Source organism: Pseudoalteromonas sp. 31A1, from assembly GCF_011378815.1.
Taxonomy (GTDB): domain Bacteria; phylum Pseudomonadota; class Gammaproteobacteria; order Enterobacterales; family Alteromonadaceae; genus Pseudoalteromonas; species Pseudoalteromonas arctica.
The window spans coordinates 15,833-28,500 of sequence record NZ_WTKY01000007.1; the positions used below are offsets into that span (position 1 = coordinate 15,833).

The 12,668-nt window shown below is 39.1% G+C and carries 13 protein-coding genes; 6 read left to right on the forward strand and 7 right to left on the reverse strand.

Annotation, left to right across the window (positions count from 1 at the left end):
* Positions 1-16: 16 nt before the first annotated feature.
* A complete protein-coding gene (locus tag GQR52_RS08890; RefSeq protein WP_165728193.1) occupies positions 17-1,387 on the forward strand; it encodes a YjiH family protein in 1,371 nt (456 codons plus the stop codon).
* A 53-nt stretch (positions 1,388-1,440) separates the two neighbouring features.
* Here the strand turns inward: GQR52_RS08890 and GQR52_RS08895 are convergent, their stop codons facing one another.
* Together GQR52_RS08895 and GQR52_RS08900 are read right to left on the reverse strand one after the other, a co-directional pair.
* Positions 1,441-1,587 (reverse strand): DUF2897 family protein, encoded by a 147-nt coding sequence (locus GQR52_RS08895; protein ID WP_165728194.1) that lies wholly within the window; start codon positions 1,585-1,587, stop codon positions 1,441-1,443.
* Positions 1,588-1,713: 126 nt separating this feature from the next.
* A complete protein-coding gene (locus GQR52_RS08900; protein WP_165728195.1) occupies positions 1,714-2,250 on the reverse strand; it encodes an acyloxyacyl hydrolase in 537 nt (178 codons plus the stop codon).
* A gap of 244 nt (positions 2,251-2,494) precedes the next feature.
* On the opposite strand from GQR52_RS08900, the gene GQR52_RS08905 reads away from it, so the two are divergent.
* Positions 2,495-3,088 carry an ABC transporter substrate-binding protein gene (locus tag GQR52_RS08905; RefSeq protein WP_007583914.1) on the forward strand — a complete coding sequence of 198 codons (594 nt, stop codon included), beginning with the start codon at positions 2,495-2,497 and terminating at the stop codon, positions 3,086-3,088.
* Positions 3,089-3,318: 230 nt separating this feature from the next.
* Positions 3,319-4,656, forward strand: a complete 1,338-nt coding sequence (locus tag GQR52_RS08910) for an ankyrin repeat domain-containing protein (RefSeq protein WP_165728196.1) — start codon at positions 3,319-3,321, stop codon at positions 4,654-4,656.
* 82 nt (positions 4,657-4,738) lie between these two features.
* Here GQR52_RS08910 and GQR52_RS08915 read toward each other — a convergent pair whose 3' ends face one another.
* From GQR52_RS08915 to GQR52_RS08935, 5 genes are read right to left on the reverse strand one after another with little or no spacing between them, the layout of a single operon-like run.
* Positions 4,739-5,182, reverse strand: a complete 444-nt coding sequence (locus GQR52_RS08915) for a DUF2069 domain-containing protein (RefSeq protein ID WP_165728197.1) — start codon at positions 5,180-5,182, stop codon at positions 4,739-4,741.
* Positions 5,179-5,733 carry an NAD(P)H:quinone oxidoreductase gene (gene wrbA, locus GQR52_RS08920; RefSeq protein WP_165728198.1) on the reverse strand — a complete coding sequence of 185 codons (555 nt, stop codon included), beginning with the start codon at positions 5,731-5,733 and terminating at the stop codon, positions 5,179-5,181. The genes GQR52_RS08915 and wrbA overlap by 4 nt, the downstream gene beginning before the upstream one ends.
* A complete protein-coding gene (arsC, locus tag GQR52_RS08925) occupies positions 5,733-6,080 on the reverse strand; it encodes an arsenate reductase (glutaredoxin) (RefSeq protein ID WP_165728199.1) in 348 nt (115 codons plus the stop codon). The genes wrbA and arsC overlap by 1 nt, the downstream gene beginning before the upstream one ends.
* Positions 6,081-6,133: 53 nt before the next feature.
* The gene (locus tag GQR52_RS08930; protein WP_165728200.1) at positions 6,134-7,591 is read right to left on the reverse strand and encodes a M48 family metalloprotease; all 1,458 of its coding nucleotides are present in this window, start codon (positions 7,589-7,591) and stop codon (positions 6,134-6,136) included.
* Position 7,592: 1 nt separating this feature from the next.
* The gene (locus GQR52_RS08935; RefSeq protein WP_165728201.1) at positions 7,593-8,258 is read right to left on the reverse strand and encodes a hypothetical protein; all 666 of its coding nucleotides are present in this window, start codon (positions 8,256-8,258) and stop codon (positions 7,593-7,595) included.
* A 145-nt stretch (positions 8,259-8,403) separates the two neighbouring features.
* On the opposite strand from GQR52_RS08935, the gene GQR52_RS08940 reads away from it, so the two are divergent.
* The 3 genes from GQR52_RS08940 (at position 8,404) to GQR52_RS08950 (ending at position 12,082) form a co-directional block, all read left to right on the forward strand.
* Positions 8,404-8,622 carry a sulfurtransferase TusA family protein gene (locus GQR52_RS08940; RefSeq protein WP_002961455.1) on the forward strand — a complete coding sequence of 73 codons (219 nt, stop codon included), beginning with the start codon at positions 8,404-8,406 and terminating at the stop codon, positions 8,620-8,622.
* On the forward strand, positions 8,615-9,691 hold the full coding sequence (locus GQR52_RS08945) for an AI-2E family transporter (RefSeq protein WP_165728202.1): 1,077 nt from the start codon (positions 8,615-8,617) through the stop codon (positions 9,689-9,691). The genes GQR52_RS08940 and GQR52_RS08945 overlap by 8 nt, the downstream gene beginning before the upstream one ends.
* Positions 9,692-9,826: 135 nt before the next feature.
* The gene (locus tag GQR52_RS08950) at positions 9,827-12,082 is read left to right on the forward strand and encodes an aminotransferase class V-fold PLP-dependent enzyme (protein WP_165728203.1); all 2,256 of its coding nucleotides are present in this window, start codon (positions 9,827-9,829) and stop codon (positions 12,080-12,082) included.
* The last annotated feature ends 586 nt before the right edge of the window (positions 12,083-12,668 follow it).

Here is a 12,668-nt window from a genome sequence, read left to right on the forward strand (position 1 = left end):
TTATAGGTTAATAAATATGTCTCAGCTACCTCATCGTTCACACTACACGTGGCGCACTTGGTTTACTTTTTTGGTTCCTTCGTTAATTGGTGTGTTTTTATTTATGACACCCATTAGTACCTCGCAAGGGATGACCATTCCTATTGCCGTTATGGCAAAAGCGGTTCAAGCAATGATGCTTGGCTCTGCTCAAGCAATTATTACTCTCATTATTTGTATTACAGGGGTTATTTCTGTAATTACTAAAGTGTTTAAACCCGCCGCTATATGTAACTCATCTTTGTTAAAGCATTTATTTGATGTGAGCTGGACATGGCTGGTGGTGCGCTTATTTGGTATGGCGTTTGGTTTAATGACGTACTTAAGCCTAGGCAGCGAGATGATTACCTCGGCCAATACTGGCGCGCTGGTATTAAATGACTTATTGCCGGTGTTGTTTTCGGTATTTATTTTAGCGGGCTTATTACTGCCGCTATTAATTAACTTTGGTCTACTAGAGCTTGCTGGTACGTTAATGACTAAAGTAATGCGCCCTGTATTTGGTGTACCTGGTAGAAGCGCGGTTGACTGTACTGCATCGTGGTTAGGTGATGGTAGTGTGGGTATTTTGATGACTGCAAGGCAGTACGATCAAAAGCACTATACACAACGCGAAGCGGCTATTATTGGTACTACGTTTTCAGCGGTTTCAATTACGTTTAGTTTAGTGGTGCTTGGGCAAGTTAAACTTGAATACCTATTTGCACCGTTTTACGCAACGGTATGTTTAGCCGGTATTGTTGCCGCTATTATTGTGCCGCGATTACCTCCACTGCGCTTTAAAAAAGACTTACTGATTGATGGCACTGAGCCAGATAGAGACGCTGAAACAATTCCGGGTCATAAAACCTTATTTGGTCATTCGTTAGATGTTGCATTAGCTAAAGCAGATAACTCAACGGGTGTTAAAGGTACTATAAAAGAGGGCTTACATAACGCGCTTGATATGGTGTTTGGTGTATTGCCTGTAGTTATGGCGGTAGGTACATTTGCACTGATCATTGCTGAGCATACGCCTATATTTCAGTATTTAGGTATGCCGTTTGTGCCATTTTTAGAGTTATTACAAGTACCCGAAGCGGCAGCAGCGTCGCAAACTATTATGGTTGGTTTTGCTGATATGTTTATTCCGTCAATATTAGCAGCAGGAACAATTGAAAGTGATGTAACGCGCTTTATTATTGCCGCAATGAGTGTAACTCAGCTTATTTATATGTCTGAGGTGGGCGCACTTTTACTTGGCAGTAAAATACCGGTAAATATTTTAGAGTTGTTTATTATATTTATTTTGCGAACGCTAATTACTTTACCTGTTATTGCGCTAATGGCGCATTGGTTAGTAGGCTAAATTAACGAAAATATAATTAAGCGAATTGGTATTATTAAAAAAGCCCTGATTAATCAGGGCTTTTTTGTGTCTGTTGTATTTTTAATATTGGCGTTGGGCTTTTTAAACTCCGTTTTTGCAGAGAGTTTAATCAGCGCAATATTACCAATGACAATAGTAAAAACAACGGCGACAATAATTACAATATGCCAAGTTTGCATCGCAGTATCACTTAATATTTAGTACGTTTAAGTGTGACCGTTTTACGCTATAACAGCAATTAAATTACTCAAAACATAATCAATAACTTTAAAAACAATCAATAACCTTAAACACAATCAATAACCTTAAAAACGTCTAGCTACCGAAAGCGTTAAAAAGTTAAGCCCTGGGTTTGGCTCTTTAAAGCCTGCGTTTGAATAGTGAATAACTCTAAGGGCAACGTTAGTATGACCAAAGTCGGCAACAAGGCCTATGCGGTCTTCAAACTGGTAGTGAGTACTTATGTTTTTACCGGCAAACTGCGTTTCATCAATCAGTGATACACCAATCCCTGCTTCTACATAAAATGGGGTGTTGTTAAAACTAAAGGCAGGAAATTGCAGCACAGGTGACATAGCAAGTACTAGGTTTGATTGTGTTTCATCGCCGTGGCGGTATTCCCACATATTTACGCTGGTTTCAAAGTAAAAGCGTGCATCACCAATTATATTTTGCATGCTAGGTGCATGATACTGATACGCAAGCTTAACGCCGTTTACGTTACCTTCGCCTTTGAGAAAATCAACGGCATAACCGTGGTTCGATTGAGCAAAAGCAAATTTGCCAAAAAGTGAAACTACTAATACAAAAGAGATAATAAGTGTTTTAAGTGACGTTTTCATAGGTGCCAAATGTCTGTTTGATTCAAGTGATAACTAAATGATAAGGGCGACCTATTAACAATTACAATGAGGACAAAATGCCGGTTGTATATGGCCTGTTAATGGAGTTTTCTAACTGCTTGAATTTATTTTAGTTATTTTATTGGTGCGATTTGGGCATTAATAAGTTGCTTATTTGTGCCTTTTTTATTGCGTATAGTTCGCGTAAATTACAGCCATCTTAATCACACAGACATATACAATTATGAAACTCTTTAAACTATTCGTTTTAGCCACTGCTTTTTTTAGTAGTTCGTTATTTGCACAAACTCAGCAATCGCCAGATCAGTTACTTGAATCAGTAGCCGATAAGCTATTTGCAGACATTGGCCAAGTAAATTCAAAAGGCACAGCAAGCAAAGAAGCGATGGCTGCCATTGTTGAAAAACGTTTAATGCCACATATTGATGTTAAGTTTGTGTCGTTTAAATTATTAGGTAAGCACATTAAAGGCATTGAGCGCGAACAGGCTGTTCAATTTATAGATGCAGTAGAGCATTACTTAACAGGCACATACGCTGGTGCACTAATGAAGTACACAGGTCAAAAAGTAGTATTTGAGCGTAATAACGCAAAAAGTGACTCTGAGTACGCAACAGTTAATACACAAATTATTGAGCCAAATGCGCCTACAATTGACTTAAGTTTTAAGCTTCGTTTAGGTAAAAATGATGAGTGGAAAGTATACGATATTGTTGCCGAAGGCATTTCACTATTAAGTGCTAAGCAAAAAGAGATTATTCAACGTATTTCTGAAGTGGGTTTAGATCAAGTTATTAGCGAGTTAAAAAGTAAATAGACTATTTGTCTGGCTCTGATTAAGCCCAACTCCAACCTCAAAAACGGCCAATTACTTATGTACTTGGCCGTTTTTATATTTGTAAGTAAAGGATTGTTGTTATTGCGTAATTTTGCGCTAGCAGCAAAACAAAGGTGTGCTAGAATATCGACACTTTGATTAAGCGTGGTGTCAGCTAAAAACTGATATAACTTACCACCCCCAAGCCACACTGGAGTTGTGTTGTTTTAATGGAAAATGTACTGATTTGGCCAAAGGAATACCCATTACTTATTAAAGGACTGGTAGAACAAAACGGTGCCTTTATTTTAGATGCTTTGGAAGCTTGGCCTGCTTGTCGTTCTACAAATGAAGACGATGGTGTATGCACCACCGTGTTACCGCCTATTTATTATTTGGCATGGCTAACCCCGCTAGAACCATTTGAAGAATGTTACTTTCAACATATCTCTGAATATGACGAAGACGCACAAGCGTATATTAGTGCGGTTAAAAGCCATTACTACGATAATGAATACACCCCTGAAAGCTTAGTGCTTATGCTATGCCAACGCCTTGAAAAATACGCAAGTGTGGCTGCGCAAAACACCATAGATACGCCACTGTCTTTAGTTGATTTGTTTTTTAGTAAGCGCTATTTCACGTTAATTGAGCATGCGCTAAATAATAACAGTAAGCTTTCGGCAAAGGATACATTAGCGCTTTGGAAAGAAGTTGATTTTAGAGAGCGTTTAAGTGCGTTTATTCCAGAGTCTATTGCTGATTTAGATACTCTTTCTGAACTTGCCAGCGAAAAAGTAGCAGCGGGTAAAGATTATTTTACGTTGCTTACACAGGTTTCTCCTGATGTTGACTCTGTTGTACTGCTAGAAAAAGCATTATTAACGCACCTGCGTAAAAAAACAGCCAAGCAAACAATGGCAATGCGCTTTATTGAGCAAGGCGCTACAGGTGTTCTTGCTGATGAAAACAATAAAACAGCTTTTATGTGGGCCGCCGAAAAAGGCTTTGTAAATGTGGTTGAAACGCTACTTGCAAAGCAAGACAAAAAAGCGGTTGATAATTTAGGTAATACAGCACTTCATTATGCTGTATTTGCTAAAAATGAATCACTTATGGTACTGCTAATTAAAGCCGGATACGACTTTAGAGCGCGCAATAAAGAAGGTTTAAGCTGTTACCGTTTAGCGGTAAGTATAAAAGCCAATAACTTAGTTAAATGCTTAGAACGTGACTTTGGTATTAAAGAGCTTTCGCCAGAAGGGCAGTTTGATCGCATTAAAAAAGTACATGTGCTGCACGCTATCGTCACTATACTGCTGCCTTTACAGTTGTTCTTCTTTTTTGATGAAACACTCTCTATTAAAAGTGAGCTGACGCTGGGTTTAACTATGGCGGCGGTGATTTGTTTTTTCTTTGCAACCACTTTAAAACGTTGCGCGTTATATCCGCATATTAAACACCCTTGGGGTTTATTTGTGCTTAGGGGCTTTTCGTTTATTAGCTTAGTGGCTCAAATAGGGTTAGCGAGCATTGTGGTGCTAGCTGCCTTAAGTGATTTAGTTTAGTCACTTTTAAACAGCTAATAAAAAACGCGCTTAAAGCAATTTAAGCGCGTTTTTTGTATTTATAACCGTTTATGGTTAAGCCTTATTTACCGTGCTCATTTGCTGCTTTTTCTTCAGCTAGTTCTTCTTTAAGCTTACGGATTTTTAACCCCTGCTCTTGTCCGCGATGCCTTGCATAATACGTACAGCCAATAAACATTGAAGAGGCAAACACAAGCTCTAGCAATACCCAAATTAACTCATCTGGCGCTGCCCACAGCATGGTAAGCCCGTGAATAAAATACAGCATTACAACAAAGTTAGCCCACGCATAAGTGTATGTACTGTCTTTAATTATGCCTCTTAACGGCAGTAGTAACGGAATAATAGGTACAAATAAAGACACTAAACTCGCATTACCATTTAGAGGTGGCACAAAATACATCCACAGTGGAATAAGAACAAGTAAACCTACATAGCCAAATAGTGCGGCACGCTGAAACTTTACTGTAATCGGCTTTTTAGCTGGGTTGTCAGCGGTATTCATTTAAGTTTTCTCGCAATGTGAGTAAGGCGTTTACCAACGCTTTGGCATATTTTAATTTCGTCTTTGCTTAGCTGTGCACTATTAGCGCTGCCAGCAACGTGTGTTGCACCGTATGGTGTTCCACCTGTTTGTGTTGCAAGTAGTTCGGGTACATCGTACGGCACGCCCAGTAGCATCATACCGTGGTGTAATAGTGGCAGAGATAAGTTAAGTAAGGTTGCTTCATTACCACCATGCATACTGCTTGATGACGAAAACACACACGCTGGCTTATCTATTAGCTGACCTTTTAACCATAAGTCGCTGGTAGTTTCCCAAAAGCTTTTAGCTTGAGAGGCCATCATGCCAAATCGCGTTGGCGTACCAAATGCTAAACCATCACAATTTATTAAATCATCTTTGGTTATTACAATGTCGTGCGGATTTTTAGCTACAAAAGTACGCAGCAGGGCAGTTGCGCCTTGTTGCTCAATTGATTCTGCTATTTCGTGAGCCATTGCTTCAACTGAGCCATGGCTTGAGTGGTAAAGTACCACAATGGTTTCGCTCATTATAAAACGCTTAGTACGTTTTCAGGCGGACGACCAATAGCTGCTTTATTGTTATTAACAACAATAGGGCGTTCAATTAGCTTTGGATTTTGTACCATGGCGTCTATTAATGCTGACTCACTGCTTTCATCTTTCAAATTAAGTTCTTTGTAAGCATCTTCTTTAGTGCGCATTAGTTCGCGTACTGATGAAAAACCAAGCTGACTTACAAGCATTGAAATTTGCTCGTGAGTAAGAGGCGTTTTTAAATACTCTACAATATTTGGCTCTACCGCTTTACTTTGCAGTAGCGCCAGCGTTTCGCGCGATTTAGAGCAGCGAGGGTTGTGGTAAATAGTAACAGACATAAAATGATTCCAAAGTGTGAATTGCGTCTATTTTAGGGTAAGCGCTTGCAGACTTAAAGCCTCGCTAGCTCTTTTTGTAAAAGTCGATACTGAGTAAGCAGTGCTTTTAAACGCTGTTGTTTTACAAGTTCTGTTGATTCTACGAAATTAAGCGCTTTTTGGATTTCATCAGCGGCTTTTAAGTAAGCACCATATTGCGCTAATACATCAGCGTTAGCTTCGTGGTAAGAGGCTAATTTATCTTGTTTTTTATACGCGTCAGCAAGGAGTTGTTTACCTAAGTTGTGATCTGGCTTTTCAAGCAAAAAACTCTTTAAAATGTTTTCGGCAAGTTCATATTGCTCAGCTTCAAGTGCTGAGTTGGCATAGTTAAGTGTAATTACCTGATTATTAGGGCGATACTGATTTAAATCCGCTAAAAATTTAACGGCTTCATCTGCCTTTTTTTGTGCGATGAGTAAATCGGTATGAGTGTCTATATAGAATAGGTTTTTAGGATCGTTTTTTAAAAGCTCATCTAACATTGGCGCTGCTTCATCAAGCTTTTTTTGATCAAGCAAACTAATAGCTAAACCGTATTTTAATGCTGTATTGTTGTAGGTGTTTTCGCGAAGGAGCTTTCTAAATAGGTCTTCCGCTTTTTCTGGTTTGTTGTAATAACGTGCCAGTACGCGACTTTTTGCTAAACTAAACTCAAGGCTCGCGTTTATATGGCGTTGAGGATACTGCTCTGCCCGCAAGCGTACGTCTGATACGCGGCTCTCTGGTAATGGGTGAGTAAGCAAAAACGCAGGTGGCTTGTATTTATAGCGAATTTGCGCTGCAAGTTTAGTTAAAAATTCGCTCGATGCACGTGCATCAAAACCCGCATTATTAAGAGTTTGCATACCTATACGGTCGGCTTCTTGCTCGGCTGAGCGGCTATGCGTTAACTGACTAAAAGCAGACTGCGTTTGGCTCGCTGATATAATGGCAATGCCGGCGTCGGGTGCAACAACTGTTGCCAGTATACCGGCAATCATACCGGCAATGGTCAGCGCGCTGTTATCCTGTTGTTGTTGAATTCTACGTGCTAAGTGGCGCTGTGTTACGTGAGCAATTTCGTGGCCAAGTACAGAGGCAAACTGGCTCTCGTTATCGGCTTGTGCTATTAACCCTGTGTGCACACCTACATGCCCGCCGTAAAAGGCGAAGGCGTTTATTTCTGAGTTGTTTATCCAAAAAAACGAAAACGGAAAGCGCACATCGTTAGCATTAGCAACAAGTTTACGGCCAATAGTCGTGAGGTATTCATCTAGCACAGGGTCGTTTATAACGGGCGATGAACCGCGTATTTGCATCATCATTACTTCGCCAATAGCTTTTTCTTTTTCAAGTGGCAGCGCTTGTAATGCAGATGTTCCTAAATCAGGAAGAGTAAAGTTAGTTTGCGCTTTTAAAGGTTCGCTTACTAATAAGCTGAACGTAAGCGCGGCACTGCATAAAGTGATAAATGCTGATTTTAGCTGCATTTTATTCCTTGTTAATTGGTTCGCCAATTGCAATTTTGGCTATGTCTATTTCGTCACTGCTTGCACGGCTGTCTTTTTCGCACAATTGGTATAGTTCTTTTATTGTGACTCCATCAAGCTTTACAACGTTCAATTCTCGCTGCAAAAAAGTAATAATTTTATGTACTACTTTATGTGCATGTAAAATAATGGCTTTATCTGCTTTGTCGCCTCGTTCAAAATAAAAGCCAATAAACTTATGTAATTGATTTATTCTGATTAGATTTTTCATTGAATGCGGATCCCACACTCTAAATTCCATAAAGCGATTATCTTTTACGTATTGGTCAACAATAACATCTTTAGCATAAGGCTGTGCCCATAACTCAAAGCCTCTGTCGGTAAATACTTGGTGCAGCGCTATACGTGGCTTATGTTTAGTATGTATTACACCAAAGCTGTCTTCATGGCCTTCTAATAAATCTAAGTTCCAATTGCGTTTATCTATAAGTTGTTTAACTGCATTATCGAATCCATGATCTAAAATCCCTTCAGATTCGCTTATTGATGAGGCAACAAGGTGATAAAAAGGAGGTAGTTCGCCCCAATTAATTTGCTTTTTAAACCAATTAATCTCTTTGAGTGTTGGATTACTGGGTAGTTGCGCTTTATTATGCGTGCCAGGCATTAACTTATCCTTACTGCTAGTTATGTTATAAGGATAAACTATTGCAGGTATTGTTTTAACAAAAAGTTACAACGGTTTGGGTATATAAGTATATTGACCGACAATATGCGACTTATTATTCATTTACTATACGGATAAAGTAGTTATGGTAGAGCGCGATTTAAAAGAGTTTAAATGCCCTCAGCAATTTGTGCAGTTTAAACTTGCGCTACGAAGTGCGCAATCTTCAAAACAACGTATCACTTTTAGTCTTAATAAAGGTGAAAGTGCGAACGATATTGAACGTTTTTTGCAAAAAAATGCTTATAGTTACAATTTTGATAAACAACGTGGGTTGTTATTAGTGGAGCCATTACATGTTTGAATACGTAAAAACATGGTACGAAAGGAAGTTCTCGGATCCTCATTCGTCTACCTTATTATTTTTATTATTAGCCTCAGTGGCCTTACTTTACTTTTTTGGCTCGTTAATTGTTCCTGTGCTTGTAGCATTGGTTATTGCTTATTTACTTGATTGGCCGGTTATTCATTTAGAGCGCGTTGGCTTAAAACGTTTTACTGCAACGATTATTGTAATGTTGATATTTATTAGCATTATGCTCACCCTTATTTTGGTTATTGGCCCAGTGCTTTGGAAGCAAACCAGTAACTTAGTGCAAGAAACCCCGCATATGTTAGAGCAAGGGAAGTCTTATTTAATGGCTTTACCTGAACAATACCCAAGTTTAATTAACATAGATCAAGTACAAGCTATTGTTGCAACGGTAGAAGCTAAAATCATTGAGTTTGGTCAAACTGTATTGTCGTTTTCACTTACGTCATTAAAAGATGTTGTTGCATGGCTTATATATTTAGTACTTGTGCCGTTACTGGTGTTTTTTATGCTTAAAGATAAGCTGGAGCTAACGGGGAGTATTGCTAAACTGATCCCGCAGCAACGACGCTTAATTTTGCAAGTGTGGCACGAAATGAATCAACAAATTATGAATTACATTCGCGGTAAAGTGTTTGAAATTTTAATTGTTGGTGGTGTGTCTTTTATTGCATTTACTGTTTTAGATTTACGCTACGCCGCATTACTTGGTGTGCTTGTTGGCTTGTCGGTATTAATTCCATTTATTGGCGCGGCACTCGTCACTATTCCGGTAGCGGCAGTTGCGCTGTTTCAGTTTGGATTAGAAACACAGTTTTGGACCATTTTAATTATTTACGGAATTATTCAGGCGCTTGATGGCAACGTGCTTGTGCCACTGCTGTTTTCTGAGGCGGTTGATTTAAATCCGGTATTTATAATTGTCGCGGTATTATTTTTTGGTGGCTTGTGGGGATTTTGGGGCGTATTTTTTGCCATCCCGTTGGCTTCATTAGTAAAAGCGCTAATAACAGCTTGGTCGTCAACGCATGAAGAGATAAGTAAAGAGGCCAGTGAATAATTAAGTAAACAGACTTTTAGTCTAAAAAAGAATAGTAAACGCACCTCTAGTGCTAATTGATTATTACTCATTACCTGTAAATTTATGTACTATTGGTAATAAGATATATTTTTTAGTAATAAGGTGCGTTTTTTAATGTCTGAGTTTTTATTGCACGATGAGCCAGTAAAACAGGTTTACCTTGATGCAAACGCAACGACCCCTGTGTTGCCTTGTATTGCTGATGTTGTTTCTCATACCATGCAAATATGTTTTGGTAATCCTTCAAGTCCGCACATTACAGGTATACAAGCCAAGCATTTATTAGAACAAACACGTCAAAAAGCACACACGGTTATTGGCGCAAGTAATGGCGATATTTTATTTACCTCTGGCGCAACAGAAGGCATTCAAACTGCGGTGGTTTCTACGCTAATAGAGGCTAAAAAACACCCGATTAAAAACCCCGTATTATTATATGGCGCTACTGAGCACAAAGCGGTGCCAAACACACTTAAGCACTGGAATAGCGTACTTGACGTTAATGCTGAGGTACTTGCTATTCCAGTTGATAGCAACGGTATTTTAGATTTAGATTTTATAGCACAGCATATAGATAACGCATTGATGATTTGCACCATGGCCGTTAATAACGAAACCGGTGTGTATCAAGATTTACCCGCTATAGAGCAGGTAATTCGTCGCCGTAATAAAAATGTATCGTGGATGGTGGATTGCGTTCAGGCGCTGGGTAAACAAGCGCTCGCGCTGAGCGATACAACAATAGATTATGCCCCTTTTTCGGGACATAAGCTTTATGCACCTAAAGGTATTGGCTTTTTATATATTCGAAGTGGTAGTGCGTACACGCCTTTTATAGCGGGTGGCGGTCAAGAAAGTGGAATGCGCTCAGGCACCGAAAATCTACCCGGTATTGCAGGGTTAAATAAGCTATTTAGTATGTTGCTTGATAAATCAGACAACACGTTTAAGTCTGTTAGCGTACTTAACTCTTATCGAAGCCAGTTACAAAACGCTATAAAAGACACCTTTGGCGATATTACATTCAATCATGATTTTGCTTATAGCGTGCCTACCACACTTAACTTTGCTGTTAACGATTTAACGAGCAAAGAAGTGATTGATTTATTTGACGCTGCGGGCATTCGCGTAAGTGGTGGCTCGGCTTGCAGTACAGGCGCATCAACAAGTTTTGTTTTAGATGCAATGGGTGCAAGTAAGTGGCAAAGCGAAAACGCGATTAGGCTATCGTATGGACCTGCTGCAACACAACACGATATTGATGATGCTTGTGTGCGTATTCGCGCTCTTAAAGCAATATTACAGGCAAACTGTTTAATCGTATCTGACAGCACCACACCACAACAAGAAGTATGCGCACTGGGCCTTACTCAATTTAGGCACCAAGGTGCATGTAGTTGGCTTTATGTGAGCGATGATAAGCACGCTGTAATTATCGATCCTATTATTGAGCTTATTCCGCGCTTTGAAAAAATAGCTAATACACAAAACTTAACTATTTCAGCGGTGCTTAATACCCATCTACATCAAGAGCGAGAGTCAGCGACTAATTTACTAACCAGCGTTCTTGACTCAAGAGTTATAAAAGGTGAGGTTGATTCGCTAGGTTGGCCGCTAAATACAGCAAGTATTAACTTGGCAAACGACGTACTTGAAAAAGTAGTTACACCTGGGCACAGCAAAGACAGTGTAAGTTATTTATTAAAAAACAGTAATGGCGAAACGCGTTACTGTTTTTGTGGCGATTTAATACTGCCTGCAGGGCTTGGCAATACATCGCTTATAGGTGGGGATGCAAAAGCAATGGCACGCTCTATTTTAGCAATGAGCGAGCAACTTAATAGCACCAGTATTATTTGCTCAGGGCACGACTACCAACAATGTTTTGCCATGAACTGGGCTGTACAGCAAAACCAAACGCCACTTCTTGATGCGTTAGTGAGCGGCAGTATTTCAGTTGATGAATTTGCAATACAAAAACAGCAGTACGACGCTTCAAAACAAGTAGATAACACGCAATTGTGTGGTTATGTAAATGCGTTACCTGAGGTTGATACACAGCAATTAAATTTTGATGACGCTAAAGTAATGTTAAACACCAGCGATACATATTTAATAGATACTCGGGAGCCGTATGAGCATGGAGCAAATAATGTTACTCAGTTATTTAATACGCTAGATGAAAAAACATTAAATATACCACTTAGTAGAATGGCAAATGCGGTATTTGAAGGGCAATTAAACAAAAATAACAAGTACATTTTATTATGCCGTAGTGGTAACCGCTCAAAAATTGCTGCAACTAATTTAATGCAACTAGGATACAAAACGGTTTATAACCTAAGCGGCGGGTTAGCGCTTAGTAATTAAACAAAGATTGTAATTTATACAAAATCGGCTTTAGGGCCGATTTTTTTGTTTTTAAGGTTTATTTGCTCGCAAGGTAAACAAGCCCTAGGGCCTGTTGACCTTTCAGGATTAAAATTTGTTCAATCTAGGGGCTATTTAATCGCGGCGTGAGGTTTGTAACCTAGTGGGCTAAGTAAAAACCGAGTAACAAAGAGTAAATTGCCCCTAGGCAGAACCCTTCGGGCAGCGCATGTTTGGCATTTATTCCACGTTATCGCCTATTTATGGGGAATAACCACACTACATAGGCTCTGCCTTGCCTAAATGCCAAACACACTGCTGCAAATTTAACTTCGAAAGATAAACAGGCCCTAATAATTAGTGAATAACTATAAAAAGTAATTATTGTGCTTATAAAAATTCATTAATATTTCATTTTGATTGATTAAGCTATCCCGTTGCCTTTAAAATTGCGGGTAAATTAATTTATAAAATTTTTATGATACCGGTGTCAAAAGCTAAAAATTGCGTTATCATCGGCATCTAAAATTATAAAAACAACACTTTTTTTGCATTTTTAGCTATACTATCGGCGCTTAATTTTAGT

Excerpts from the sequence above, each read along its gene's own strand:
- GQR52_RS08890 (WP_165728193.1), top strand. The coding sequence starts at position 17 with ATGTCTCAGCTACCTCATCGTTCACACTACACGTGGCGCACTTGGTTT.
- GQR52_RS08895 (WP_165728194.1), bottom strand. The coding sequence starts at position 1,587 with ATGCAAACTTGGCATATTGTAATTATTGTCGCCGTTGTTTTTACTATT.
- GQR52_RS08900 (WP_165728195.1), bottom strand. The coding sequence starts at position 2,250 with ATGAAAACGTCACTTAAAACACTTATTATCTCTTTTGTATTAGTAGTT.
- GQR52_RS08905 (WP_007583914.1), top strand. The coding sequence starts at position 2,495 with ATGAAACTCTTTAAACTATTCGTTTTAGCCACTGCTTTTTTTAGTAGT.
- GQR52_RS08910 (WP_165728196.1), top strand. The coding sequence starts at position 3,319 with ATGGAAAATGTACTGATTTGGCCAAAGGAATACCCATTACTTATTAAA.
- GQR52_RS08915 (WP_165728197.1), bottom strand. The coding sequence starts at position 5,182 with ATGAATACCGCTGACAACCCAGCTAAAAAGCCGATTACAGTAAAGTTT.
- wrbA (WP_165728198.1), bottom strand. The coding sequence starts at position 5,733 with ATGAGCGAAACCATTGTGGTACTTTACCACTCAAGCCATGGCTCAGTT.
- arsC (WP_165728199.1), bottom strand. The coding sequence starts at position 6,080 with ATGTCTGTTACTATTTACCACAACCCTCGCTGCTCTAAATCGCGCGAA.
- GQR52_RS08930 (WP_165728200.1), bottom strand. The coding sequence starts at position 7,591 with ATGCAGCTAAAATCAGCATTTATCACTTTATGCAGTGCCGCGCTTACG.
- GQR52_RS08935 (WP_165728201.1), bottom strand. The coding sequence starts at position 8,258 with ATGCCTGGCACGCATAATAAAGCGCAACTACCCAGTAATCCAACACTC.
- GQR52_RS08940 (WP_002961455.1), top strand. The coding sequence starts at position 8,404 with ATGGTAGAGCGCGATTTAAAAGAGTTTAAATGCCCTCAGCAATTTGTG.
- GQR52_RS08945 (WP_165728202.1), top strand. The coding sequence starts at position 8,615 with ATGTTTGAATACGTAAAAACATGGTACGAAAGGAAGTTCTCGGATCCT.
- GQR52_RS08950 (WP_165728203.1), top strand. The coding sequence starts at position 9,827 with ATGTCTGAGTTTTTATTGCACGATGAGCCAGTAAAACAGGTTTACCTT.